The 26,468-nt window shown below is 66.5% G+C and carries 21 protein-coding genes; 10 read left to right on the forward strand and 11 right to left on the reverse strand.

Annotation, left to right across the window (positions count from 1 at the left end; all coding sequences use genetic code 11):
* Positions 1 to 38: 38 nt before the first annotated feature.
* The 3 genes from ACZ5TV_RS12175 (at position 39) to ACZ5TV_RS12185 (ending at position 4,124) form a co-directional block, all read left to right on the forward strand.
* The gene (locus ACZ5TV_RS12175; protein ID WP_379778712.1) at positions 39 to 554 is read left to right on the forward strand and encodes a TIGR04206 family protein; all 516 of its coding nucleotides are present in this window, start codon (positions 39 to 41) and stop codon (positions 552 to 554) included.
* Between the two features lie 69 nt (positions 555 to 623).
* A complete protein-coding gene (locus tag ACZ5TV_RS12180; RefSeq protein ID WP_379778710.1) occupies positions 624 to 3,326 on the forward strand; it encodes an outer membrane protein assembly factor BamB family protein in 2,703 nt (900 codons plus the stop codon).
* Between the two features lie 123 nt (positions 3,327 to 3,449).
* On the forward strand, positions 3,450 to 4,124 hold the full coding sequence (locus ACZ5TV_RS12185) for a DUF6517 family protein (protein ID WP_379778708.1): 675 nt from the start codon (positions 3,450 to 3,452) through the stop codon (positions 4,122 to 4,124).
* A gap of 98 nt (positions 4,125 to 4,222) precedes the next feature.
* On the opposite strand, the gene ACZ5TV_RS12190 is transcribed toward ACZ5TV_RS12185, so the two are convergent.
* From ACZ5TV_RS12190 to ACZ5TV_RS12205, 4 genes are all read right to left on the reverse strand, one after another.
* Positions 4,223 to 6,205, reverse strand: coding sequence for an MSCRAMM family protein (locus ACZ5TV_RS12190; protein ID WP_379778706.1), 1,983 nt, complete (start codon positions 6,203 to 6,205; stop codon positions 4,223 to 4,225).
* A gap of 6 nt (positions 6,206 to 6,211) precedes the next feature.
* Positions 6,212 to 7,654 carry a hypothetical protein gene (locus ACZ5TV_RS12195; RefSeq protein WP_379778704.1) on the reverse strand — a complete coding sequence of 481 codons (1,443 nt, stop codon included), beginning with the start codon at positions 7,652 to 7,654 and terminating at the stop codon, positions 6,212 to 6,214.
* 7 nt (positions 7,655 to 7,661) lie between these two features.
* Positions 7,662 to 10,832 (reverse strand): tubulin-like doman-containing protein, encoded by a 3,171-nt coding sequence (locus tag ACZ5TV_RS12200; protein WP_379778702.1) that lies wholly within the window; start codon positions 10,830 to 10,832, stop codon positions 7,662 to 7,664.
* 248 nt (positions 10,833 to 11,080) lie between these two features.
* Complete coding sequence (locus tag ACZ5TV_RS12205; RefSeq protein ID WP_379778700.1) at positions 11,081 to 12,589, reverse strand: MATE family efflux transporter; 1,509 nt, start codon at positions 12,587 to 12,589, stop codon at positions 11,081 to 11,083.
* A gap of 136 nt (positions 12,590 to 12,725) precedes the next feature.
* Between ACZ5TV_RS12205 and ACZ5TV_RS12210 the strand changes: the two genes are divergently transcribed.
* The gene (locus ACZ5TV_RS12210; protein ID WP_379778698.1) at positions 12,726 to 13,520 is read left to right on the forward strand and encodes an aldo/keto reductase; all 795 of its coding nucleotides are present in this window, start codon (positions 12,726 to 12,728) and stop codon (positions 13,518 to 13,520) included.
* A 102-nt stretch (positions 13,521 to 13,622) separates the two neighbouring features.
* Here ACZ5TV_RS12210 and ACZ5TV_RS12215 read toward each other — a convergent pair whose 3' ends face one another.
* Positions 13,623 to 14,618: a phosphotransferase family protein gene (locus ACZ5TV_RS12215; RefSeq protein WP_379778696.1), complete on the reverse strand. Its 996-nt coding sequence runs from the start codon at positions 14,616 to 14,618 to the stop codon at positions 13,623 to 13,625.
* Positions 14,619 to 14,724: 106 nt separating this feature from the next.
* Between ACZ5TV_RS12215 and ACZ5TV_RS12220 the strand changes: the two genes are divergently transcribed.
* On the forward strand, positions 14,725 to 16,863 hold the full coding sequence (locus tag ACZ5TV_RS12220; RefSeq protein ID WP_464383887.1) for a hypothetical protein: 2,139 nt from the start codon (positions 14,725 to 14,727) through the stop codon (positions 16,861 to 16,863).
* An 80-nt stretch (positions 16,864 to 16,943) separates the two neighbouring features.
* Positions 16,944 to 17,093, forward strand: coding sequence for a DUF7557 family protein (locus ACZ5TV_RS12225; protein WP_379782087.1), 150 nt, complete (start codon positions 16,944 to 16,946; stop codon positions 17,091 to 17,093).
* 43 nt (positions 17,094 to 17,136) lie between these two features.
* On the opposite strand, the gene ACZ5TV_RS12230 is transcribed toward ACZ5TV_RS12225, so the two are convergent.
* A complete protein-coding gene (locus ACZ5TV_RS12230; RefSeq protein ID WP_379782085.1) occupies positions 17,137 to 17,604 on the reverse strand; it encodes a DUF5799 family protein in 468 nt (155 codons plus the stop codon).
* A 94-nt stretch (positions 17,605 to 17,698) separates the two neighbouring features.
* Between ACZ5TV_RS12230 and ACZ5TV_RS12235 the strand changes: the two genes are divergently transcribed.
* The gene (locus ACZ5TV_RS12235; protein WP_379782083.1) at positions 17,699 to 18,103 is read left to right on the forward strand and encodes a halocyanin domain-containing protein; all 405 of its coding nucleotides are present in this window, start codon (positions 17,699 to 17,701) and stop codon (positions 18,101 to 18,103) included.
* 38 nt (positions 18,104 to 18,141) lie between these two features.
* Here ACZ5TV_RS12235 and ACZ5TV_RS12240 read toward each other — a convergent pair whose 3' ends face one another.
* The 3 genes from ACZ5TV_RS12240 to ACZ5TV_RS12250 form a co-directional block, all read right to left on the reverse strand.
* Complete coding sequence (locus ACZ5TV_RS12240) at positions 18,142 to 19,332, reverse strand: amidohydrolase (protein ID WP_379782081.1); 1,191 nt, start codon at positions 19,330 to 19,332, stop codon at positions 18,142 to 18,144.
* Positions 19,333 to 19,447: 115 nt separating this feature from the next.
* Positions 19,448 to 20,626 carry a mechanosensitive ion channel family protein gene (locus tag ACZ5TV_RS12245; protein ID WP_379782078.1) on the reverse strand — a complete coding sequence of 393 codons (1,179 nt, stop codon included), beginning with the start codon at positions 20,624 to 20,626 and terminating at the stop codon, positions 19,448 to 19,450.
* A 122-nt stretch (positions 20,627 to 20,748) separates the two neighbouring features.
* Positions 20,749 to 22,059, reverse strand: a complete 1,311-nt coding sequence (locus ACZ5TV_RS12250) for a carboxylate--amine ligase (protein ID WP_464383888.1) — start codon at positions 22,057 to 22,059, stop codon at positions 20,749 to 20,751.
* Between the two features lie 137 nt (positions 22,060 to 22,196).
* Between ACZ5TV_RS12250 and ACZ5TV_RS12255 the strand changes: the two genes are divergently transcribed.
* A complete protein-coding gene (locus ACZ5TV_RS12255) occupies positions 22,197 to 22,865 on the forward strand; it encodes a DUF5813 family protein (RefSeq protein ID WP_379782504.1) in 669 nt (222 codons plus the stop codon).
* A gap of 76 nt (positions 22,866 to 22,941) precedes the next feature.
* The gene (locus ACZ5TV_RS12260; RefSeq protein ID WP_379782502.1) at positions 22,942 to 23,265 is read left to right on the forward strand and encodes a hypothetical protein; all 324 of its coding nucleotides are present in this window, start codon (positions 22,942 to 22,944) and stop codon (positions 23,263 to 23,265) included.
* Positions 23,266 to 23,440: 175 nt separating this feature from the next.
* Here the strand turns inward: ACZ5TV_RS12260 and tmk are convergent, their stop codons facing one another.
* Together tmk and ACZ5TV_RS12270 are read right to left on the reverse strand one after the other, a co-directional pair.
* On the reverse strand, positions 23,441 to 24,055 hold the full coding sequence (gene tmk / locus ACZ5TV_RS12265; protein ID WP_379782500.1) for a dTMP kinase: 615 nt from the start codon (positions 24,053 to 24,055) through the stop codon (positions 23,441 to 23,443).
* 97 nt (positions 24,056 to 24,152) lie between these two features.
* Positions 24,153 to 25,052, reverse strand: a complete 900-nt coding sequence (locus ACZ5TV_RS12270; protein ID WP_379782498.1) for an SMP-30/gluconolactonase/LRE family protein — start codon at positions 25,050 to 25,052, stop codon at positions 24,153 to 24,155.
* A 106-nt stretch (positions 25,053 to 25,158) separates the two neighbouring features.
* Between ACZ5TV_RS12270 and ACZ5TV_RS12275 the strand changes: the two genes are divergently transcribed.
* A complete protein-coding gene (locus ACZ5TV_RS12275) occupies positions 25,159 to 26,463 on the forward strand; it encodes an AGE family epimerase/isomerase (protein WP_464383889.1) in 1,305 nt (434 codons plus the stop codon).
* Positions 26,464 to 26,468: the final 5 nt, after the last annotated feature.

The raw sequence follows: 26,468 nt of genomic DNA on the forward strand, positions 1-26,468 counted from the left end.
TCCGTGGGATTACGGTCTCCCGGCACACAGTCGGTGATATGTCCGGTGACGACACGGAGGAAGAAACGAGCACACCCAGCGAGCTGCTCGCCGCCGTGGCGCTGCTCGCGGTCCCGATCACGGTTCTTCCATCCGGGAGCGGCGATATCACGTTTGTGAGCCTCTGGGGACTCGTCAACACGGGCTCCGAGCTCGGTCCCGCGGGCGTCCGGTTATACCCGCTCTGGACGTATTTCGCCGACCAGCCGCGACCGTTCGGGAGCCTCCCCGCCTCCATCCAGGTCTGGCCGCTCGCGACCGGGTTCCACCTCGTCGCAGCGACGAGCGCCGTGTCCGGGGCTCTCCTCGATCGCGAAGACCGCCGCGTGACCGGCGGGTCACTCGTTCTGAGTGCGATCGCGACGGCGTGGGTGGCGGCAGGTGTCGCGGGCCGGTTCGGCGGGATCGAGGGGCCACGGCTCGTCGTTCCGCTCGCGACGATAGCGACGGTCGCTCTCGTCGCCGTCGCGTACCGCCGGGACTTGGCGGGTATGCTCCCTCGTGACCCCTCGTAGCGCTCCCGCCGCCGCGCATGATCGACCGCTTGAGAAACACTCATGTCTTTCGTCTGACTATCGGCGGGCATGTCGGATCAGGACCCCCGCGTGCCACGGCGCTCTGTCCTGTACGGTACGGCGGGTGCCCTCTCGGCCGTGGGGGTGGCGGCCGGTCGGCCGCGAGCGATCGGCGTCGCGACGGCCGAGGGGGACCACGACGACGACCACGATCGGAACCGACTCGTCTGTGTCGGCGCGGAGGACGGGTCGATCTACGGGATCGACGCGGAGCGAGGCGAGGCCGTCTGGACGATCACAGAGCCGGACGACGCCGTCTCTTCGTCCCCGACTGCGGTGGACGGGACCGTCTACGTCGGATCGGCCGACGGGCAACTGTACGCGATCGATGCCGCTGACGGGACGATCACGTGGACGGCCAACCCGGAAGCGGGACCGATCGTCTCCTCTCCGACGGTGATCGACGATACGCTTTACGTCGGTAGTGGCTCCGGCGACCTCCTCGCGATCGATCGGACGACCGGCGACCGGCGCTGGCGGTTCGACGGTGCCACCGGGACCACCGACAGCGCGCCGGCGGTTACCGCCGATGGCGTTTACGTCGGCTCCGAGGCCGGGGAGGTGTTCGCGCTCGATCCGGTCGATGGGACGGTCCGCTGGGAACGGGTCGTCGAGGGCCCGGTCATCGCATCGCCGACCGTCGTCGACGGCACTCTCTACGTCGGCTCGTTCGACGAGCGGGTCTACGCGATCGACACCGAATCGGGGTCGGTGGCGTGGGACACCGATCTCGGCGACATCGTCTTTTCGTCCGCGGCGGTGGTCGGCGGAACGGTGTACGTCGGAACTGCCGGATTCGGGACCGGACTCCACGCGCTCGACGCCGACACCGGTGAACGGCGATGGACGGCGGACGGCCCCGCCGGCGTCGTTTCATCACCGACGGTCGTCGGCGGTACCGTTTACGTCGGTTCGGTCGACGGGCAGGTGCACGCGATCGACTCGGAAACCGGGGACGCCGTCGGGGACCCGACACCGCTCGGCGATCAGGTGAACTCGTCGCCGACGGTGTTCGACGACACGCTCTATGTCGGCTCTACCGACCAAGCGGTGCACGCGGTGGATATCACGACCGGCGAGCCCCGCTGGCGGTTCGACGAGCCGGACGACGACGTGTTCTCGTCGCCGACGGTCGTCGATATCGCCGGTGACGGGCACGGCGTCGGTTCACGCGCCGAACTCGGCACGCTCGGCCACCACCACGTCTGGGCGGGCGTGCCGTTCGGAGGTGGGTCGAACGGTTCGACCGGCGGCTCCGGCGATACAGGAAGCGAAGACGGCGACACGGAACGCGTCGACGACGATGACGGTGGTAGCGATCCGAGTGACGTGGGCGGCGACACGGGAACCGTGGACGACGACGGCGAGGACGGTTCGGTCACCGGAACTACCGCACCCGCACCCGGTGCCGGCTTAGGGATCGGAACGCTCGAACTCGTAGGAGCGGCGGGTGGGGTCGGCGTTGCCGCCCTCGCCGCGTACCGCTTCTTCGGGGGGTCCGACGGCGTCGAAACCACTCCCTCACGCCCCGACGTCGATACCCCCACGGTGGGTGACAGTCCGTCACAGTCGCCGCAGTCGTCACAGTCGCCGGAGCCGGCAGAACCGACGGAGCCGGACCGGAGCGATGACACCGACGAGTCCGGAACGAACGACGCCGGTCGAACCGAGACGGGGAGTGGTGTGAACGGAGGCACGTCCGATCGTGGGTCGGCGTCCGAGCCTGGATCAGTACCTGAACGCGGATCCGCGTCGAAACCGGACGCAACGCCGGAGACAGGCGGAGACGGGGTGTCGGCCGCGACACCGACGGCTCCGGACGAGAGTCCCCAAACGGAGGGATCGGACGGTTCTGCGGGCTCCGTATCGTCGGTCGACACCTCCGACCTCCCGACCGAGAGCTACCCCACGGGCGCAGCGTTCGTATCGGCCATCGGGTCGGTGACCGATGCGAATCCCGTCGAGACGGACGGTCCACTCGCCGTCTACGCGGTTACGGACGACCTGATCGCGGAGGAGAGCGGACGTGCTGGCGGGGACGACGGGCGGATCATCGCGTTGCCCGACGGGGACGACGAGACGGGGGAGCGGTTCGGGACGGTCGCCACCGATTGGGGAAGCGTCAGCCACTACGACGGGACCGTTACCGTATACGATACCGGGAGCGACCCGGTCCCGTGGATTCTCACGGATCCGGCACACCGCGTTCCGACGCTCGCGGAGCACCTCGCGGATCCTCCGGATCCGATCGTCGACCGTCTCGCTCCCGTGGTCGACGCCGCGGAGGCACTGTCGCAGGCGAGCCGCTACACCGTCCGGCACTACTACCTCTCCCCGTCGCACGTCCGAGTGCTGAACGCCGGTAGCGACCCCTCAGGGGTCGTCGACGACTGGGGCCTGTCGGCTATCCCGGCATACGCGGACCGGGGGACCCGCGACCCGTCGCCGTACACCGCCCCCGAGCAGCTTCCCGGCTCGAACGACCCCCTTTGGCGGGGAAAACCCGACACGTACGCGCTTGGGGCGATCGCGTACCACGCGGCGACCGGCGAGCCACCGACGGACGACCGCCCGCCGGAACCGAGTGACGTCGCCGACGTTCCCGCCGCGATCGACCGTCCGATCCTCCGGGCGCTGGATCCGGATCCGGACGAGCGACACGGCTCAGTCGGCGGATTCGCTCGGGCGCTCCGGCTGGCAGTCTTCGACTGAGCCGCGGTGGACGGTCGAGAAACCGGTCGGCAGGCCTCTGTCGATCGAGCCGGCACCGTTACACCGACAGCGGACACGAATCAATGGAAAACTGATATATCATATGACCGGTATCGATCTCGTATGGACACGGACAGGACGAACACACGTCGTCGGTTCCTCGCTGCGGGAGCCGCAGCGGCGACGGTCGCCATCAGCGGTTGTGCGGACGCGATAGAGATCGCGACCGAGGAGGAGATCGAACGCTCCGCCGAACCGGTGGAACCGGACCGACGGACCGCCGAGGAGGAGGGGTTCGAAGAGGTCAGAAACGAGACCGTCGTCATCGAGGAGGAGTTCGAGGAGTTCGGGCAGCGCCGGGAGTTCACCGCGGAGACGGAGGTCCGTGCGTACCTCCGGGAGGTCCGTTCCGAACTGACCGGCCAGGAAGAGTCGGTGTTCGCCGTAGTGAGCACACCGGGTGTCACCGCGGCCGGCCAGCAGCTCAGTCCCCTCGCCAACATGGACGAGGACGAGCTGATAGACGAGGCCCGAAGCGAGATCAGCGCGGAGTTCAGCGGAACCGTCGAGGACCCCGTTCTCGACGAGGAGATCGAACAGGACGTGTTCGGCGAGGAGACGGCGGTGAGCGTCTACCGAGTCACCGTCGTTCTGGATGACGGCACCGAGGAGGAGGGGTATCTCCACCTCTCGATCGTCGAACGCGGCGACGACGTGATCCTCTTGGCCGGCGCGTATCCCGCCGGCGTCGACGGCGAGCGCGAACGGATCGAGCGGATGTTCGAGTCGGTGGAGTAGGCCACTCAGTGAGACGTTTCGGATAACCTCTGATTCGGGGTAGTAATTATAATCTGCGGTGAAAACCAGATCGGTAAATATCTATTATTTCAACTAGTCTAACCGATGAATTCTAGTTCGATATCGCGACTCAATGTCTCACCTGCTTCCAGCACTATTGTGACATCCTTGTCAGCGTACCCGTTCCGATCGTCGACGAGGATCGTGTACTCCCCCGGCGGAAGCGAGTCAAACGCATACTGCCCGTCGCCATCCGACCGTATCTGGTCGACTTCTTCGTCTTGTTGACTGGTTGTCACTCTCGCGTCGTTTATCGTTATTTCCTCGTCGCCTTCTTCCCGGAGTGTCCCTTGAACTGACGCCTCCGCAACGAGTTCGAAGTCCTGCGTCACGTCGTCGGTCTCGAACTCGACCGTTTCGGTCACGGTAACGTAGCCGTCGGCTTCGACTTCGACGTCGTGTTCGCCGATCGGGATCTCCGCCTCGGTTTCGTAGTTCCCATCAGCATCGGTCGTTGCGTTGAACTCCTGTCCGGCATCGGTGCTGAGGGTGACGTTCGCGTTCTCGATCGGCTCCCCGTCCGAGCTGTTCGTCACCTGTCCGGACAGCGACATCGTCACGGGATCGAGTTCGATCGCGTCCTGCTCGCCGAACCGATCGACGGTTAGATTCGCCGGCTCGTACCCCTCGGCGTCAGCCCGGATCTCGTACTCGCCGTCGATCGCGTCGCCTTCGAGCGCGAACTCGTACGAGCCGCCCTCGGCCGCGTCGACGCTCTCGTCGCTCGTGTCGACGAGCTCGATGGTTGCGTTCACTTCGCCATCGCCGTCGGTCGTGATCGGCTCACCCGACTCCGCGTCGACGACCTCGCCGCTGATAAGCGCGCGGTCCGGAGTGACTTCGATCTCGGTCTCGTTCTCCGTGACTTCGATATCTTCGTCGTCGTACTCGAGGCCGTTCGCATCGTCGACCCACACGGAGTAGTTCCCGGCCGAGACGTTCTCGACGGTGAACGTCCCGTCCGCGCCGGTCATCGCTTCCTGTCTCCCCGGCGCTTCCGCGTCTTCGCCTTCAGGCGGGTCATCGAGCGGGTCGAGCGTCACGCTCATTTCCTCCGCGGGCACTTCTCCGGCTGCATCCGCGTACACCGTCCCGTTGACGGTCGTCAGATCGGCTTCCGGCTCGTCCCCGCCGATCAGGCCGAGCGACGCCGCCCCCCACGCACCCGCGACCAACACGATCAACGCGACCGCGCCGACGAACAGCATCTTCCCAACCGCGGGCGAGAGCAAGCCGTCGTCACCGCTAGAACCCGCGAGAGCATCCGCCTTCGACCCGCCCGTGTTCGGTGATTTCAACGCCGGCACGCGCTGGTACACCCGACTCCGGATCTCGGAGCTGGAGAGGTTGTACTCGCGTGAGAGCGTCTGGACGGAGTCGTTTATGGACGCGATCTCCTGATCGATGTGTTGGCTCCGCAGCGACTGCTTCGTCGACTCCCACCGGCTCTCGGTGTCGCCGATCGGAGCGATCCCCCGCGTGCCGTCGGGGGCGATAACGAGGTCGAACCCGGAGAGTGCGCTCGACTCCGGCGAGTCGGCGATCGCCGCTCGGTCGTACTTGCCCATGAACTCCGAGACGAGTCCGAGCGCGTGTTCCGCGTCACGGACGCCGACCGTCGCCGTCTGTCGGGACCCGATCAGCTCCTCCACGATCGAGCGGTCGCGTTCGTCGCCCGGCACCGATGTCCGCCCGGCGTCGAGCGCGCGGAACACGCTCATGTCGTCGGCGGAGTCGTCTATCGTGTACCCCCACTCCGACTCGATCCGGTCGCGAAGCGCGTCCATGAACTCCCGGATCGTTGCGTCCCGAGCAGTGTACACGGCGTAGAACTGTTCGGTCCGCGCGTTCCGGGTCTCACGGGCCCGGAAGAACGTCGTGAACTTGCGCTCGCGACCCGTCTCGATCGCGAGGCGGACCCCGTCGTAAAAGAGGTCCTTCACCGTGTCGTTCGTTCGCCCGCCACCGCCGTTCGGCGAGTGTTCGTTCCCTTTCGTGTCGTATACGCGTAGTGATGGCATCCCTGATCACCCCATTTTGTCGAGCAGCTGGTCGAATCCAACGGTCATCACGTTCCCGTTGCGATCGCGCATCGGGACGCGTTCACCGTTCTCATCGGTCGTCGTCTGGTAGTACACCGGATAGATCTTCGACCCGGACGTGTCCTGTACGAGCGTCCGGACGGTCTGGTTGTTCTCGACGAGCGTCTCGTTGACGTACTCCTGGAACTCGTCGAAGTACTGGTGGGCTTCGAGGGCCTGCTGCTCTCGGAACTCCTCGGCGAGGATATCACACTTCGTCGCGACCAACAGTACGTCCTTGTTCGAGGCGACGTCGAGGATGTCGAAGTACGGCTCGATCTCCAGCGGTTCGTTGTTGTGGTATCGCTCGACGTCGATGATCAACACGAGCGTGTTCGCCGCTTGGACCCGCTGTGAGAGTAGCCTCAGTGTCGAGTTGTCGACTTCCGCGTCCGGGCTCATCAAGGCGCTCGGTAGCCGTTCGAGGTACTCGCCCGCGTAGTCGAGACTCGACAGCTCGATGTTCTTCGGGAACACCCGGCCGTCGATAAACTGGAACCGGAGGTCTTCCACGTCGGTCTGCCCCGTCGCGTCCAGTTTCCAACCGGTGTCCTTCGAGGCCGCATCTAGCGCCCCGACGAGCTCCATCAGGTCGCTGCTCGGGTTCAACGGCGTGTCCGACTCGCGGCCGACCGCATCGTCGAGCGCCGCGAGGTACTTGCCGACGAGGAACAGCGACTTCCCGGACCCCTGCGGTCCCAGTATGAAGAAACTCTCGGAGGAGTCGTACGTCACGAACCGGCGTAGCGTCACGACGAACACGCCGGCCATGAGGAGGTTCATGCCGATCCCGTCCCATTCGACGCTCACCTCGGGGTTCGGAACGAGGAGCTGTACCTCATCGCCGGCCACCTCGATGAACTGCGGGAAGTTGACGTGGTACTCGACCAGTCCGACGACGACGATCGCGCTGATGAGGTAGAACAACAGCGTCGCGGAGCGACGGAACTCCAGCGCCGTCGCCGTTCGCGTCTCCAACAGCTGGGACCCGCCGCCGACGATCCCGCCGAAGACGAACCCGCCGAGCAGCCAGACGACGTTATCTGCGAAGTCGATATTCGGAATAAACAGGCCGATAGAGAGCAACCCGATGAGCGCGGAAGCCGTACCGAACGTGAGCAGCAGCCCCTGCACACGCTTTTTCGGGTCGATCGCCACGAGCGCGAGCAGCCCGAGATAGATCCCGAACATCAACGAGGAGAACTGCTCGAGATCCACCGACAACAGCGGATCGAGCGAGCGTATCAGCGGCGCGAAGATATCCGACTGCTGCCACGCCTCGCCGAGCGCGAGGAACAGGGGCCCCGCGACAGCGACCATCACTGCGAAGTAGACGACGAGAAACACTTTCTCGCCGTTTTCTTCGAGGAATTCTCCGATTGCCGTCATTCCTCGATCACTCCTCCTCGTCGGGGACGCTCTCGGCCGCCTCAGCGTCCGTTGAGTCGTCGGTGAAGTGGACCACTTCGCTGTACTCCTCGAGCAAGTCCTCGCGGATCTCACCTTCGTCCCGGAGGAAGAACTCGATGTCTCGCGGGTTCTCGAGATTCAGGATCTCGTTCCGTCGGACGTAGTGCCCCTCGTCGAGGCCGTAGGTGTGGTGAACGAGGATATCCGTGTCGTCCGCCGCCTCCCGTGCCTGATACCCGGTGTGGTAGCCGTCGGCCTCCACCTCGGCGCGGAGGTTGTCCAGGAAGATCCCGTCGATGAAGATCCCGAGGCCGATATCCCAGCTGCCGCCGGCTTCGACCGGGAACGACGCGTAGTTCTCGCTGCCCGCCCCGAGATTGTACGCCCCTTGGAAGACGGGTTTGAGGTCGGCGACGTCGCCGATCTGGTTGATCGCACGGCTCATCACGCCGACGACGATGTTCATATCGTTGTACCGGGCGCGGTCGCCGCTGATACGACGCTTCCGGATGCCGGTGTACTTGGGATTGTGCGCGTTCTTCGCGAGCTCTTCTAAGGAGCCGCGAAGCCGCTGCCGCTCGGTCTCGTCGTCGAACAGCTTGCTCCCCGCGATGTCCGCGTCGTCACGGAGCTGGAGGATGTCGTGTGGCTTGACCGTCTTGACGTAGTGGTAGTCCTCGCTCTCGGTCGACACGGTAGTCTCGCGGCTCTCGTTGTAGTTCTCCCGCAGGTCCCGGTACGTGTCCTGCGAGCTGATGAACATGTCCCGCGGACCGTTGAGCTCCTCGAAGAGGTCGACCGTCCCCGAGTACAGCTCGGCTTTGTGTTCCGCCTCTTCTAAATCCGCCTCCAGGTCGTCGCGACGACGCTCGATGTCATCGGTCTCGACTGCCTCGTCTTTCACCATCTCCTCGAACGCCCGTGCGAGGTCGGTGAAGCTCGCCCCGGACTCGAGCTCCCGTCCGAGCTCGTCGATATCGCGGGAATGCTCCTCGTCGAGCTCCGCACGGGTTTCCGCGAGGATATCGCGGCGACGGTCCTCCGCTTCGTCCTCGATCGTGCGGGCGAGGTTTGCAGCGGAGAACTCCGGTTCGACCGACAGCGAGCTCCCCGCACGGGAGATGGCGAACACCTCGTTGTCGTCGAGTTGGTTCCGCTTCATCCGGTAGTTCTTCTGCGCCTGCTTGCGCTCCTCCTCGTCGGAGGTGTCCCACGGGAGGATGGACTCGAGCGTTCCCTCCTCCTCGTTCATCCGGAGGAAGGACTTCTTCGCGTCGGTCAGATCGGCCAGCGACGCGTTGATCCGGCGCTCCACGTCGTTGATGTTGATCCCGACCCGATCGAACTCCTCTGAGAGCGTGGAGAGCGCGCCGCGAACGCCGCTGTCGTCGATCGCTTCGAGCTGGTCTTCCGTCTCGGCGTTCTCGACTTCTCTGGCGAACGTTTCGAGGGCCATCTCCAGGCTGTCGACCATGTTGTCGACATCGATGGAGCGACAGTCGTCGTACTCGTCGTACAGCGTTCTGACGGCCCGCTCCCAGTCGTCGACCCGTCGGTCGACCTCGTCCTGCTGTGCGCGACGCTGCTCTTCGAGCTCCGCCTCGGCGTCCTCGAGATCGGACTGGAGCCGGTCACGACGGTCGGTCGCCTCGTCGAGCTTCGCCTCCAACTGGTTGAGTCGGACCCCGGCGTTTATCGCCTCGTCCTCCAGCGCGAGGAGGTAGCTGATGGTGCTCTCCACTCGATTGTCGTCGACGGCGCGGAGCCGGACGAGGAGGTCCTTCCGGTGGGCGAGTCGGCTCAGCTCGTCGCGGATGACGTCGCCGAGCTGTTTGTCGATGCTGTCGACGAACTGCTCGCCGTCCGTGCTCACCTCGGCGGTTCCCGCTCGGATCGACCCACCGATCACCTCGATCCGTTCGACGATGTCGTCGGCCTCGGCTTCGGCCTCCGAGACGATCTCTCGGTAGATGGAGACGGACTCGTAGTCCAGCTCCGTGAACAGGTCGAGATCGAGGAGCGATTTGACGTTGTTGAGCCGGGTTTCGAGGTCGGTCCGGTCGGAGTCGTGGAGCTCGCCGTTCATTCCATCGGGGCTCCATTCCCGGGAGAGGAACCGGTCCACGCCGGCGTAGATGTCGGCCTCCGCTTCGAGCGCGTCCTGTTTCGCGTTGAGGATGTCCTTCGTGACCGACTTGGCATCCTGGATCGCGTCGACGTTATATCGGAGCACCTGTGGAATACCGATGATGAACGGGGCGTAGGACGGCGTGTCCGCGAACGGGTCCTCCATGTCCATCATGTTGTAGTACGTGGCGATCAGGTAGATCGCCGCCCGGTCGAACTCGATCAGGGCGTCGGAGCTCTGTAGGATGTTCGCCTTCTTCCCGCCGAACCCGGTGGGGTCGATCGGGATCAGGATCCGGTCTTTGAACAGGTCCTCGCCCTGCAGGCTGAGGTGTTCGAGCTCCGAGAGCGCGGCGTGTGCGTTCGCGGTTTCGGCCTCCCCCTCGTCGTCGTTCGGGAGGACGCCGAACAGCGTGATCTCCGCCGTCCGCTGGGTGCGTTTCAGGTGTCGGACGAGGTCGATAAAGATGCCCGACCCGGAGCCGCCACCGAGCCCAGCGATGACGGCGACCTTTCCGCGGCCGGGGAGGTCGATCGCCGTTCGGACGTCGTCGTCCTCGGCGTACGCCTTGTAGTAGAGTCCCTTCCCGAGGCCGCGCTTCCGGACGACGCCGGTCGCGAAATCGAGGTTCTCGTTGATGAACTCCGGTTGGAGCCACCAGTTCTCCTCGTCCATCCCGACACCGGCCGCGATCCGCGGCACCGCCGCCTGACCGATGAGGTCGTTCTGGTCGTGCAGCTGGATGTTTCGCGTAAGCGGGAGGTATTCGATGGTTATCTCGCCGGGCCGGCCGGTGTGTTGGTCACGCAGCCGGTCTTTCGTCTCTTGGATCTGGCGTTCGATCTCCTGGATCCGTTCGAGGTCACGGTTCTCCTCCTCCTCTGCGGTGTCGATAACGGTAACTGTCAACGACTCGGGGTTCGGGCGCGGGCGCAGGACGGCCTCCTGGACCCAATCGGCTTTCAGCAACTCGTATGTAATAGCCTTCCCAGCACCCCCTACTGCAAATATCCTGCTTGGGAGATTCATGCGGACAACTAGTGATCCTTACAACTATTCATAAAGTATTCGATGAAGGACAAAGTAGTTGACAGGACGATTGTTTGACTGGTCTGATACGTAGGGTCTCCGGAGAATACGGATCCGGTACCCCGAGGATCCACGAGAACGTCTGATCACGTACCACGAGGGATCGGGACGGGATCGGATCGATCGGGCCTCCCGGACCTGCCGGAGCCGCGGTTCGGTCGCGCCCGTCCTGGGTTCCGAAGCCGAACTCAATCGTCGTCCGCGGTCGCAGCGTCGGGACGGTACGCCTCGCTGATCGCCTTCCACTTCCCCGACCGGAACCGGAGGTAGTTGATCGTCGCCGGGATCGTCGTCTCGGCGACGAACGCGAGGTACAATCCCCACAGCCCGATCGCCGGGAGTGCGACCTCCGGGATCGTGAGGTCGACGAACGGAACCGCTATCGCCGGCGTCGCGTCGGCCGCGCCGACGTACGCGAGCGGGATCGACACGAGGAACATGCCGACGAACTGGCTCGCGAACGGCACTTTCGTGTCGCCGGCCGCGTCGAGTGGCCCGGCCGCCCCACCCGATATCCCCTGGAAGACGACCGCAGCGCAGGCGGCGTACACCAGGTTCACGGCGATCGGAACTTCGGGACTATCGGGACTGTCAGCGAACAGCACGACGATGTCGCTCGCGAACACGGCGATGAGGGCCGCGCTCACGAGATACGTCCCGACCGAGAACCGGATGATGTCACGCGCGTACGCCTCCGCTTCGTCGGGGTCGTTGACGCCGAGCTCCTGGCCGACCAGGCTCGACGACGCGAGCCCGAACCCCCACCCGGGCGTGTTCATGATCCCCCAGATCCGGCGCGCGATGACGAACGCCGCCACCGTGTTCTCCCCGAAGATGTCGAGGATGGAGAGCATGGGAAACTCCGCGACGGTCCACACGAGGTTGCGCGCGCCGACCGGGAGGCCGATCTTCACGAGGTCTCGGAGCATTCCGGGGTTGAGGTACGAGCCGAACGGGTCGATCGCGACCGGGAACGCGCCCAACCCGAACAGGCTCCCACGGGCGAGGCCGACCGCGAACCCGGCGGTGACGCCGACGTTTGCGAGGACCGTCCCCCACGCGGCCCCCTCGACGCCCATGTCCATCCCGAAGATGAACGCGGCACTCAGGAAGATGTTGGCTACCGCCCCGCCCGCCCGTACCTGCATCGCGGTGTAGGCGTCGTCACAGCCGACGAGCACCCGGCTGCCGACGAGGTTGAGCCCGGCGAAGGGAACGCCGAGCCCGACGATCCGAAGGTAGTCCGCCCCGAGATCGATGGCCCGTTCGTTGCTACTGATGAGCGAGATGAGCTCGTGCGGGTACGTCCAGAACACCGCGCTCACCGGCAACGAGATGACGATGACGAGTAGCGTGCTGGCTCGTACCGCGTCGCCGAGCTCGGCGAACGCCTCCGCGCCGTATCGCTGTGAGACGAGCGCGATTGTCCCGCCAGCGACGCCGCCGCCGATGGCGAACGCGAGCCCCCAGAAGGGCCCGGCGAACCCGACACCCGCGACCGCGCTGGTGCCGACGGCGACCCCGACCATCGCCACGTCGACGGCGCTTTTCGACATCCGAGCGATCCCGGTGACTATCCGCGGCCACGCCAGGTCCGTCGTCCGGACCACGCGGTGGCGGTCGATCAGCCCGAGCCGTGCGAGGGCGAAGCCGATATAGAGGATGACGATCCGGAACGGGTTCGGAACGGAGACCACTGGAAGTACGGACCCTTTCCGCCGCTTGATAAAGGCGTTTCGTCACGCGGCGGGCGTTTCCGGATCGAAGTCTCGACGTCCCACCGCGTTTTCCGGCTCGCGTGCCCTTTTGAGGCCACGGACGGAACGCGTTCACATGCCACCCCTAGAGATCGGGCTCGGACTCGGCACCTCCGGACTCGACGATCCGGATGAGTGTGCTCGGACGGTCACCACCGCCCTCGAGGCGGGGTATCGTCACGTCGACACCGCACAGATGTACGACAACGAAGCCGCCGTCGGGAGGGGGATCGCCGCGGCCGATATCGACCGCGAAGACGTGGTCGTCGCCACGAAGGTCCATCCTGAGAATCTCGCGCCCGACGACGTACACGAGACGGCCACCGAGAGCCTCGATCGGCTCGGACTCGACCGGGTCGACCTCTTGTACGTTCACTGGCCGATCCGGACGTACGACGCCGAATCGACCCTATCGGCCTTCGACGCGCTTCGCGACGCCGGCGTGACCGACCACATCGGGATATCGAACTTCACGCCCGAGCTGGTACGAGAAGCGGACGAGATCCTCGACGCCCCGATCGCGGCCCATCAGGTAGAGTGTCATCCACGGTTCCAACAGCCAGAGCTCCGGGCGCTGGCCGAGGAGTTCGACCACCACCTCGTCGGCTACTCCCCCCTCGGACGGGGGGAGCTACTCGACGACGAGGTCCTCGCTGACGTCGCCGAACGCAACGGGAGCTCGCCGGCGGTCGTCGCGCTCGCTTGGGCGCTCGAACGCGGCGTCGTTCCGATCCCGAAATCGACCAGGGACCACGTAACGGAGAACCTGGCGGCGCTCGACATCGATCTCCCGCCGGCCGACCTCGAGGCGATCGACGAACTCGCGGCCGGCGACCGCCTGATCGACCCGGACGACGCCGCCTGGAACTGACGGTCCCATCGGGAATCGACGCGGGTACAAGGCAGTCGCTCCCCCGCTACCACCGCCGCCGAGACGACCTACCCGCCCGCAGCTCGATCCGGTCTGGCCCACCTACACCGCCGCGATCCGCTCTTCCAGCTCCGCGTCGATCCGCTCTTCCAACTCGCCTATCGGCGTGTCGAGGTACGTCGCCCACTGGTCCAGAAATCCAGATCGTCCGAGTACGCGGACCACGCGGTACACGGGCTCGCGCTCGGTGAACCCGTCGGGGAGTCCTCCGCTTCGCTCCCGGTACCCGTCGTACACCGCCTCGCCGAACCGCGGAGGGCCCTCGCTGTCGAAGTCGTTACACAGCTGATCACGCGCCCGAACCAGGTCGCGGGCGGGGTCGCCGACGTGTGCGAGCTCCCAGTCGAGCAGCCCGATCCGAGGGAGATCCCGTTCCGGCCCCGCTTTCCTCCCCTCGTCGACGACGAACGCGTTCGGTTTCGCGACATCCCCGTGGAGCAGTGCCGGGGGCGCGTCGTCGAGGCGTTCCCGGTTCGACTCGACACAGTCGATCACGGCATCGAAATGGGTCGCGAGCCGGTCGGTCGTGCCGATCTCGCGAGTCCGTTCGATCGTCGCGAGCAACACGTCGGTCCAGCTGTCGGGATCGAGGTCGAGCCCGGCTCCCGTCCCGCCACCGATGACCTCCCCGTGCTCGCCGAATCGTTCCTCGTGAAGCGCCGCGAGCGCTCGGCCGACGCCGCGGAGTAACGACTCCCGCACCCGGTCCGTGTCGGCCGTTTCATACGCGTCGAGCAGTCCCGTTCCCGGCGCGGGAGCGGTCGCGAGGTACGGGACGGACGCGTTCTGGTCGGCCGCGAGCACGGGGGGAACCGGAACCGTTCCCCTCGACGAGACGTGTTCCAGCACGGCGCGTTCTCTGGCGATCCGACCGCCGTCGCCTTCGATAGCCACTTTGAGGTACGCCCGTCCCCCGTCGGCGAAGTCGACGCCGACGGTTTCGTTGCTGCCGTTCCAAGACGGACCGACACCGACGAGTTCGTCGACGGTTCGATCGGGGAACGCGTCCGGAAGGGCGGCCGCCACGGGGTCGTCCATACCGGCGGTGGCGGATGGACGGGCAAAACCGTTCCGGCGAGGAGGGTGTTCTCATGGTTGAGAAACGACCGACAGCCTCATCACTCTCGCGGCAGTCTCGTGTGTGATGACCGTACAGGACGGCGACGCGGACGAGCGAGTGCGCTTCACGGTCGACGGGGAGACGCTTCTCGTCCACGACGCCCTCGAGAACGAGCAGCTCGTTCTCGATTTAGACTCCGAGCCCGACCCCCAGCCGGCGCTCATCGATCTGTTCCCGCTCCCCGTCGATCGGGCCGTCAGTTTCGAGGCCGAATCTGTGTCGATCCCGATGTACTCGTCCGTCTCAGCCCGGGACGCAGCCGGGGAGTTCGTCAGCTCCCTCGTCGAAGACTGCACTCTCCAACGCGGCTCGTACTGTTTCGACGTCACTGGCGTGACGAAGGCGCTCGTGCGCGTCGAGGACGTCGCCGTCGACGTGACCGGGATGGTCGGCGACGGCCCGGTCGAACTCCGGTTCGACGAACCGACCACGGTGACGGTCGGCGGGCGGTCGCTGCACACCCGCCCCGAGGCGACGATCACCGTCCCTGACGACCCCGAGGCGCTGATGACTGCCGTCTCGATGCTGGGGTCGTCGATAGCCGAGTGGTCGCCCGAGCGGTCCTGGCCAACGCTCCGGGGGTATCCCCCTCGGATCGAACGGGGCGAGACGCTCGACGTACCATCTCGGCTCCCGACTCCCGACACGGGGATCGAGATCGCGGTTCCGGCCACGTTCGCCGACGTGTATCGCGTCGCGCCGCTCGCGTACTACCTCGGGGCAGACGTCGTCCCGGGGGGCCCGGAGATACGGCTCGATACGGGGTACGTCGAGCGACTTCCCGCGGACGGGCCGGCGCTCGAGGACCGCGTCTCGGAGCTGCTCCGTGTCACGCTGTTCCTCGACTCGCTCGCCCGCACGGAAGGGTACGTCCCGTCCGATCGATACGAGTACGAGGCGGTGGGGCCGGAGCTCCCCTTCTACCCGCCGACGCTCGCGGAGTACTCGATGAGCGAGCGCCTGATGGAGTACCTCGAAGTGGACGTATCGACGATCAAGCCGTACCTCCCGGCGTGGCCCACGGAAGCGGTCCTTCGTCCCGGCCCCGCCGGTATGGAGCTGCTGGGCCACCTCGCACACGTCCTCGCGCCGATCCGGGTCCGCGGATCGGCGTTCGATGAAACACAAGGGAGCGAGTCTTCACCGGCCGGACAGAGCCGGTTCCGGCCGCTTGCGCTCGCGACGTCGCCGTACCTCCACGTCGACGAGGTCCCGAGCCCGGACGCGGAACCCCTCCCGGCCGGCACCGCGGTGCTGAGCCGTGCCAGCTACGAGAACTACCTGTCGCGGCCGCGTCCGGCCGAGGGAGAGGTTCACGTGGCGTTCGTCGTCGACGCCGCCGAGCGGGCGGCGGCGATACGTCGAGCCATGTCGGGCCCGGCGCTGCCTGACGGGGTAGGGTCGGTGGAGATACACCATCGGCCGACCGCCGAGGACCTCGCCGCGATTGTCGCCGATCCCGACGTGGACCTGCTGTACTGCGCCCTGCCGACCGACGAGGATCGGGTCGCCTGCCCGGGCGGCGTCGTCGACTTCGGCGACGCCGAGTGGGGACCGATTGCAGCGGTCTGTGAGGGCTCGATGACCGTCACGCCCGCAGCGAGCGCGGTCGAGAGCGGTGCGGTCGGCGCGCTCGCCGTCGACGGCACGCTTGATCCCGACCGGATCCGTACCCTCACCGGCCTCCTCGCAAGTGGGGCTCCGCTCGCGGCGAGCGTCGCGCTCGCCCGACTCCCGTCGGTCGCGGACGTTCGGATGGCGGGGAAACCGGGTCGTGAAGTTGTCCGTACTACGAACACACAAGCGAAACGGGTCGTGCAGATCCGCTCGACGAGTGAATCCGAGGGTATCGTTTCTCTACATACAGTATCTACGGCTGCCATAGCGATCGGTGCTGAGCACAGCTCTATGATGTGGGAGTGCCTCAAGAGAGAATTAATCGGAACCTCACGCCACGATGTCGTCGATATTTCGACGAACGAGATACTCAAATCGATCAGTGAACCGGATTCGATCATTGATTTCAACGGCGAGATCCTCTTTCAGAACGACCAGCTCACCGAGGCAGACATCGAACGACGGGCGAGACGGGCGATCGAGGCTCGATCCGAAGCGTCGGAGATAGCCGACCCGGCCGGCTTCCCGATCGTCAGCGAGGAGTGACTACGGATTTCCGTCGGCCGTTTCCCGTGATCTCGGGTCGATCCCCCTGTTTTTCAACGCTGGTGACCGACTGTCCACGTATGCCCCAGATCCACCTCGACGAGGAGACGATCGAGCGGCTCGACGCGCTTCGGGTCGACGACGAGGAGTACGACGAGCTCGTGAACGAGCTGATCAACATCTACGAGGCGGGCGAGCTAGCGCTGTTCCGCGGCAGCGACATGGAGTGAGCGGGACGATACTCCTCTCTTCACCCCTCGCCAGCGACCCTGCTCACTCCTGATACGCGATCCGTACCTGCTCCCACTTGCCGACGTCCTCCAGATGCGCCTGTAGCTCGTCGGCGTACTCCTGAACCAGCTGCTCGGCCGCTTCGATCTCCTCGTCGCTCGGGCCGCCGCCTCCACCCCCGCCGCCGAAACCGAGCGCCCCCTTGATCGAGTCGAGCACCCCGCCGGATCCGCCGCTCCCGCCAGTGCTACCGCCTCCGCCGGGCGCGCCGCCCATCGCCGACACCTGGTCTCGGACGTTCTGCAGCTCGGGCATGATCGCCGGGAGGTTCGACGTGTCGGCGACGATCCGGGCCGCCTCCGGGTCCTCGGAGCTCTCGATCTCGAACTCCGTGGCGGTCATGATCAACCCCCACTCCTGGCTGGAGAACCGGGAGGCGGCCACGCGCTCGTTGAAACGATTGTCGACGGTCATCCGCTCGCCGACGATCGCGTCGGTCCATTCGCTCATACGTGGCTATGAGCGGTGACCGTTGAAAAACTCGTTCCCATCGCTCGGGAGCCGGCGAGACGTTTTACCACGTCCGTCCCGTCCGATTGGATGCATGGTCAACCGCAGTCGTCGGGAGGTCGTCGCGTCCGTCGGAACCGTCTCGTTGTTAGCGCTCGCCGGCTGTTCGGCGTTGGACGGCGGCGGGCGGGAGTTCGGCGACCCCGTGGGGCGAACCGGCGAGAACGAAGTCCACGTGGCGGTCGGCGCGGGCAACGGCCTCTCGTACGATCCCGCACACGTCGTGATCGACGTCGGGACGACGGTGGTCTGGGAGTGGACCGGTCGAGGTGGTGGTCACGACGTGGTCGCCGTCGAGGACGAACGGTTCGCTTCCGACCTCGCCGAGGAGGCCGGCCACACGTTCGAGCACACGTTCGAGGAGCCGGGCGAGTACGAGTACGTCTGTACACCCCACCAGACGCAGGGGATGTACGGTCTCGTCGAGGTCGTCGAGTAGTCACCTAGTCGATCGGTTCCGGGGCGGCGGCGTACAGCTTACCAGTCGAACGCCTCACGAGGATCGACAGCGTCGTTCGCGCGGTCGAAGACGTGCTCGCCGTCGACGAACACGTGCGTCGTCCGCGTTCCGTTCTCGTGGAACACCCCGTCCCAGACCGCGAGGTCGGCGTCGGTTCCCGGTTCGATCGTCCCGACGCGATCCTCGATCCCGAGGATCTCCGCGGGATATCGGGTGACCGCCTCCAGCGCCTCGTCGGCGGGGAACCCTTCCCGGACCGCGAGTCCGACGCAGACGTCGAGGTGTTGTTGGGGCAACACCGGGGCGTCCGTCTGGATCGCCACCTTCACGCCCGCCTCGTTGAGGACTCCCGGCGTTTCGAACGTGATGTTTCGCAGCTCGTGTTTCGCGCCGGAGTACAGCGACGGCCCGACGACGGCGGGGACGTCCCGCTTGGCGAACTCCTCGGCGATCAGGTGCCCCTCCGTGGCGTGTTCGATCGACAGCGCGTCGATCCCGAACTCCTCGGCGATCCGGAACACCGTCATGATGTCGTCGGCGCGATGCGCGTGGACGCGGAGCGGGAGCCCCTCCGTGAGCACCCGCGCGAGGTTCTCCATCCCGAGGTCCCGCTCGAACGGCTCCCCCTCGTTGCGGGCGTGCTCCCGCCGGTCGACGTAGTCCTCGGCCGCCATCAGCGTCTCCCGGAGGGTGGCGGCGACGCCGGGTCGAGTCGAGGGCTGCCGACCCTCACGCTCTCCGTGGAACCGCTTGGGATTCTCGCCCATCGCCGCCTTCATCCCGTCCTCCCGGATCAGCATCCCGTCGGCCGTTTTTCCGTACGTCTTCATCGAGCAGATGACGCCGCCGATCACGTTCCCCGACCCCATCCGCGCGGAGACGGACGTGACCCCGTTCTGAAACGCGCGTTTCAGCTCCTCGTCGCGCGGGTGGAACCCGTCGAGCGCGTTGACGTGTGGCGTCACGGCATCGGTCCCCTCGTTGATGTCGGCGTCCTCGGGCTCGCCCCACTCGGCGACCCCCGCGTGGCTGTGCGCGTCGACGAGCCCGGGCGTGACGTGGTCACCGTCGACGTCGATCACGGTCGCGTCGTCCGGCACCTCGACGTCGCCGACAGCCGCTATCTTCCCGCCGTCGACGACGACGGCCCCCTCGACGGTTCCGCGATCGGTCGCCGTGTGCACGACGGCATTGACGAGTGCGTACATATCACACGGATGTGGTCCCCGATATATAACCGTTCGACCGGGGGGAGTGTGTTGCCGGTTCGAGCGCCGGGGAGAATCGAACGGGGCCGCCATCTCCTTGCGAACCCCGGTCGCCTTAGGTGGAGTCGATCTGACCGCCCCGTCCGGGGTCGCCTTCGGCGTCCCCCACCCCTGACTGGACCGCCCGATCACCGTTCACGGACTCGTCGCCGCCGTCGCTCTCGCTCCGTTGGTACACGTTCACGTCGTGCGTGTTGTACGGGATCTCGATCCCGTGGTCCATGAACCGCGTGTAGATCTCGCGGTTGAGCCGGTGTCTGACCCGCCCCCTGTGCTCCGGACGCTCGACCCAGCAAACGAGGCGATACGCCAGTGCTGAGTCGCCGAACGAGACGAACCGTGCCTTCGGTTCCGGGTTGTTCGGCACCGTTTCCTCGTCGAGGGCGACACCGACGAGGACCTCCTCGACGAGGTCGATGTCGGACCCGTACGCGACGCCGATGTCGATCTTGAGCCGGGTCTGCCCACGCGGCTCCGAGAGATTGACGACCCGCTCCTCGTTGAGCATCGAGTTGGGAAGCGTGATGTCGATGTTGTCCCGGGTCCGCAGCGTCGTCGACCGGATCCCGACCGCAACGACCGTTCCCGCCTCGCCGGTGTCGATCTCCAGGTAGTCGCCGATGGTGTACGTGTCGTCGACGTACAGCGCGAGACCGCCGAGGAAGTTGCCGACGCTCTCCTTTGCCGCGATACCGAGGGCGATACCCGCGATACCCGCCGCGCCGAGGATCGGGGAGATGTCGTAGTTCCACAACACGAGGACAGCCGCGACCGTCCCGGTGATCACGACGAGCGACCAGATGTTCGAGAACACCGGCGCGAACTCATAGGCGCGACCGCGGGCGTCGGAGGCCTTCCCCTCCTCGTTGATCTTCTTGACCAAGCGATTGACGACGCGGTTGAGGTAAAACCCCCACACCACGACGATGACGGTGATCGCCGGACGGCCGACGAACGTCGACACCTGTTCGGCCGTCAGAAACGTGTTCTCCGTCACCGACGGGATACTGGCGAGTACCGAGAAGCCGATCAACGAGACGGTCGTGACCAGCGGGATGTGGAGATTGTCGACGACGATGGAGTCGTAATCCGTCGCCGTTCGGTCCGTGTATCTCCGGAGATACCGGATAACGACGAAGTTCATCACCGCGCCACCGACGAGGGACGCACCGAGCACGAGAAGCGTCACGCCGTAGGGATTCGCGATCACGGGACGGAGGAACTCTGGGATCACGTAACCACCGAAGTCATACCGCCCGGTATCCGGGTGTGTATATAAGATTTACCAGCAAATGATGCTTATTCCGGCTCGTGGCCCGAACTGGGTGAGTCGCCGAATCGGCCCGCCGCCGGCGTTCAGCAGGCGCAGTAGTACTCCCGGTCGTCGAACTCCGTTTCGAACAGCTTCGTGGCCGGTGCCGGGTCGGACGGACGGTACACGCCGGTGGTGAGCGACCCGTTCGCCTCGAACTCGCCGGAGACGAGCGCCCGCCAGTCATCGGCACCGAGCGCGTCTCCGACCTTCCCGCCCGAGAGCCCGGCCAGATAATCGCGGAGGTACACCCAGCGTGTGGGGTCGATCCCCGGCGACTCGTACTCGACGTCGGTGACCGCGGCGTACGCGGCCATCGGGAGGTTCGCGCCGGCCGCGACCGGCAGCGAGATCCACTTCCAGGGGCGGGTGTTAACGTCGAGCAGCAAGTACTCCTCGCGCTCGCGATCGTAGACGAACTCCGCCTCGCTGATCCCGTAGTAGCCCGCGTCGTCGAGGACGCCAAGTGCTCGCGCCTCGATCTCCGGGTCGACGACGGTCTCGACCAGACACGACGTGCCGAACTGGAGCGGGTGCCGGACGACGGCGTTGCCGACCACCGCGAGCGCGTCGTCCACTCCCGACGGCGGGACGTACGACGCCAGCGAACGGTCCTCGCCGGTCGCGACGTCGACGCGCTTTTGCGCCATCACTTCGACGCCCTCAGCGGCCGCGGCCACGACGGTCTCCTCAAGCGCCTCGCGGTCCGCGGCCTCGAGCACGTTCGTTCCGAACGCCTCCTCGAACTCGCGTTTCCGCGCGGGCTTCACCACGAGCGGGAACCCGAGCGCGTCGGCGGCGTCGGCGAGCGCCGACTCGTCAACCGAGCGCGGGCCGTCGCCGCCGCCGAGACGATACGTCTCGGGGTACGGCACACCCAGCTCCTCGCAGGTCGCGTACAGCCGCGACTTGTTCAACACGTCGTCGACGGTGTCGATCCCCGCGTAGGGGAGTCGGACCCCGTCCGGGTCGGCCTCGGCGTACGCGAGCGCCCACTCGTCCATACAGCCGAACGCGACCGCCTCAGTTCCCGCGGCGTCGACGATCGCTTCCACGTCCGTGCGAAAGCCGTCGAGGTCGTCGAGGGGGTAGGTGACCGCACCGGCGAAATCGACGGCGTCGGACGGTGGAGCCAGCCCGTCGTGGCGGACGGCGGTACCGTTGTCCGTCGCCGTTCCACCGGGCTCGTCGGCGGGACGGTCGAGCGCGATCACCGGCACGTCGTGGGCGTCGAGCGCGCGGGCGACCCCGAGTCCCGTCACGTGCGCGTTGCTGACGAGCGCGGGCGGGCGGTCGAACGACGCGTCGGCGAGCGCGTCGATCAGTCCCTCCGTGGAGTGAAATCGGTCTGCCATACCACCGATCACCGGCCAGGGTACAAAGGAACACCAGTACCGGAGCCGCGTGCCACTACCGGTGACGATCGCCGCCGGTGCAGGGCTCCGGACCGAACTCCCGGCGCGTTTTTGAGTCCGCGGACCCAACTATCGGTATGAGCGACCTCGAGCGAGACACCGAAAACACCCCCGCTGTTCCCGGGCGTGTTCGCCGCGCTTTCAGCGGTCACGGGTCCTTCGAACCCGCTGCCGCAGGCGTAACGCAGGGGAAGACGGATGAGGACGAGGAGACGGACGGGGATGGGGAGACGGACGGGGACAGGGAGACGGATGGGGACGGCAAGGAGGATTCGGGAGCAGCGACGGACGACGAGGAGCCGAGTGCGGCGGTGTGGAGCTCGGAGACGACCGCGTTCGATGGGACGGTGACGGTCGCGTCCGCCGAGGACGGTCGGCTCCGGTTCTCCGTCAGCGTTCGTGTACCGACGCTGTCGGCCGTAACGACGGACGACGTGGCGGACGTCGTCGAAACCGGCTGGTTGGAGACGTTCGAACGACGGGTCGTCGACGTGGGCGGCGTCACGCGGGGAGACCACGCGTTCGACCCTGATGTCGGACGCGCGGACGACGAGGTCGTCGTTCGCTTCGAACTGACCGACAGCAACGAGCGCCGTGGCGTGGATGACGCCGGCGCGTTGATCGATTTCGTCGAGGGAACGTACGTGCAGGGTATTATTCCCGGATACGAGTACACTGAACCGGTCTCGGGGCTGATTTCGTCCGCGAGACGCCAAGGTGGGGACGCCGAGGGCGGGGCGTTCTGATGGCCGCGGGAACCGGAGCGTGGCGGCACGAGCGACCGGCGGACGGGGCCGCGAGTCGGGTAGGTGGTTCGCTGCGATGATCGCGCTGTTCGGCTTCGCGCTCGTCCTCGCGCTGGTGGCGTTTCACACGTTTCTGGCCGGCGTGACGACGCGCTTTTTCCGACTCCGGCTGTCGACGTCTTGGGGATGGGTCCTGTACACGGTGATCCTGACGCCGACATTGCTCCTCGTGTCAACCCTGCTGTTTGCGGGGTTTTTCGGCGTCGGAGCCGGGATCGACCTCCGGAGCCCAACCGTCGTGATCCTCCTTCTCGTGGTGCTTCCGGCGGTCCTCGGCGCTGCGATCGATTACCTCTACATCGAGCCGCCCGACGAGTACGAGCTGCCGGACACGCGGTGATCCCTCCGGACACACGGTGATCCCCCCGGACACGCGGCGACTAGTTCGGATACGCGGTGACTACTTCGTACATGCGGCGACTACTTCGGATATGCGGCGATCGAACTCGGCAGACGCGACCGCTGATCGTACGCGTGGCCGCCATCGACACCTCTGAGGACCCCTGACGATCCCGTTACTCCCGTGCGTCGTGCTCGGTCCCGTCGAGTATGTCCGCGAACGCACCCTCGACCGCCTCGATCACTTCCTCCGGAGAGCGGGTGGCGTCAACACGGACGAACCGCTCGGGTTCGGCTTCGACGAGCCGTTCGTAGTTCTCGCGGACCGCGGAGAGGTAGCCGTCCCGCTCGTACTTGTCGGTTCGGCCGGACCGCTCGGCCGCCGTCCGTGCGTCCAGGTCGAGGTAGATCGTCGCATCCGGCGGCCGCGAGAAGGCGCTGTGAACCCCCCGGATGTACTCCATGGGGCGTGCGATGTCGATATCGCTCGCCGCCAGGCTCGCGGCCTGATAGGCGAACCGCGAGTCGGAGTAGCGGTCGGAGACGACGAGCTCCCCGTCGTGCAGCGCGGGACGCACGGTGTTGGCGAGGTGGTCCGCGTGGTCGGCGGTGTACAGGAAGAGCTCGGCGAGCGGGTCGGCGTCCTCGTCGCCGATAGAGCGGTAGACGGCGTCACCGTACCAGCTGTCCGTCGGCTCGCGGGTGAACACCGCGTCGGGATAGACGTCGTGAAGCGCCTCCCAGACCGTCGTCTTGCCGCTCCCGTCCAGCCCCTCCAGCGTGATCAGCATGCTCGCGCTCCGGCCGGCCCACGAATAAATCGCCGGGTTCCGTCGCGGGGACCCGTCGTTCGCGAGGCTCGGTCACTCGCGGGTGGGTGCCCAGCGCTCAGGCGATCCGTGATCGGAACTCCGGCACGCCGCCGCCGACGTGGGGGATCCGAAACAGCGCGCCCGCGCCGTCGCCCTCGACCTCACGGTCGCCGTCAGTCAGCGCGGTCGTACAGTAGAGGTCGGCGGCGTCGGGACCGCCGAACGTGACGGATGCGACCTTCCGCGCCGGGAGCTCAACGGCCTCGACCGGTTCGCCAGCCGGCGTGTATCGGGCGACCCGATCCCCGTTCCAGCGCGCCGACCAGACGTGGTCCTCGTCGTCGACGGTCAAGCCGTCCGGGACGCCGTCGCCTTCGGGAGTTTCACGGAACGTGCGGCGGTCGGATATCCGTCCGGTCGCCCGGTCATACTCGAACGCGTAGATCGCCCGTGCCTCCGATTCGGTGAGATAGAACGTTCCGCGGTCGCGGGAGAACCCCATCCCGTTCGGGATATCGAGTCCGTCGACGACGACTCGTGTCGAGCCGTCGGGATCGATCCGGTACAGCTCGCCGAGCGCGTCGGGCCCTGGCATCGTTCCCGCGAATACCCGCCCCTCAGGGTCGGCGATCACGTCGTTGAACCGGGTGTCGGCGTCGATCTCGTGGACGACTTCCGTCCCCGCCGTCCCGGGAACGAACCGCTCGATCCGCCCGTGGGTGAACAGCGCGAGCGCGCCGTCGGCCTCGATCGTGTATCCACCGATCGGCGCACCGTTCGTCTCATAGACGACCGTGTTCTCGTCGGTGACCGGGTCGTAGGCGTACAACCGACCTGCCGGGATGTCGACCCAGTACAGTTGCTCCTCTTCGGGATGCCACAGCGGCCCTTCACCGGTGTGTGCTCGGGTGTCGGCGACGCGTTCAGCGTCGTTGTACTCGGTCTGTCCAGCTTCTCTGTGGTCGTCACTCGTCATTGTACGCTTCTTTTTATCGGGATGTACTTGAGACTCATCTCCAAGGCAACGACCTGAAAACCGTCAGAACGACGTAGCCCATGCGATGACAATGAATAACGGATTAATGCCACCGAACCAGCACACACGCGCCGACGGCGCGCCGGATGACGGGCGCGCCGCCGACACCGACGCGCTGCGGGATCGATCCGAAACCACCAGAGCCGGCGTCCTCGCGACGCTCCGGGTGCAGTACCCGGACGTGATCGCCGACGCCGGATACCGACTCCTGCACCCCCGAACCGGGAACCACTACACCGACGACCGGCGTCACCTCGTCGCCACCAGTCGGTCCGTTGCGAACTTCGCGGTCGGGGTGCTCGCCGACGGCCCGGAGTGGTGTGTCGACGCCGCCGAGCACGGCCTCCGGTTCCTCCGAGAGGCCCACCGAGGAGCGGACGGGGGCTATCATCTCGTCGTCGACGCCGACGGCGACCCGGTCGACCGGACTCGGTCGGCGTACGGTCACGCGTTCGTCCTCCTCGCGTACGCCCGCGCGGCGGACGCCGGGATCGAAGGGGCCGCAGCCGACTTGGAGCGGACCCACGCGCTGATCGAGGAGCGGTTCCGCGACGACGCCGGGATGCTCAGGAGCGACTGTGGTCCGGACTGGACAGAACAGGAGGCGTACCGCGGCCAGAACGCGAACATGCACGCCTGTGAGGCGTACCTCGCGGCGTACGAGGCGACCGGTGAGGAGAGTTACCTCGACCGCGCCCGTCACCTCGCAGAGACGATCACGGTCGACATCGCGGCCGAGACGGACGGCCTGTTGTGGGAACACTACACCGACGGGTGGGACCACGACTTCGGGTACAACGCGGACGAGCCGCGCCACCAGTTCCGCCCGCCGGGGTACCAGCCGGGCCACCACGCGGAGTGGGCGAAGTTCCTCGCGCTGCTGGACCGGTACGGGGCGGCCCCGCCGACGGTGGGTGGCTCCTCCGGTGGTCGAGGCGGGTGGTACGAACGCGGGCGCGAGCTGTTCGACGCCGCGGTCGATCACGGGTGGACGGAGAACGGCTTCGTGTACACCCACGAGGCGGATGGGACGCCGATCGTCGCCGACCGGTACGGCTGGGCGCTCGCGGAGGCGATCGGCGCGTCCGCGGCGCTGGCGGAGCGCGCGGCCGCCCGCGACGACGCCGACGAGGCGGCGCGTCTCGACGAGTGGACCCGCCGACTCGCGGTTCGGACCGACCTGTACCGGGGGCCGGCGGGCGTCTGGTACGAGAAGCGGCTCGCCCCCGACGCCGGTGGCGGGCTCGTGGCCCCGGATCCGCCTGGCGTCGAACCCGACTATCACCCGCTCGGTGCGGGCTACGAGCGGCACCGGTCGACCCGACTGCGTGCGGAAGCGCGGGAGCCGTGACGGTC

This window comes from Halorubrum tibetense, assembly GCF_055396225.1.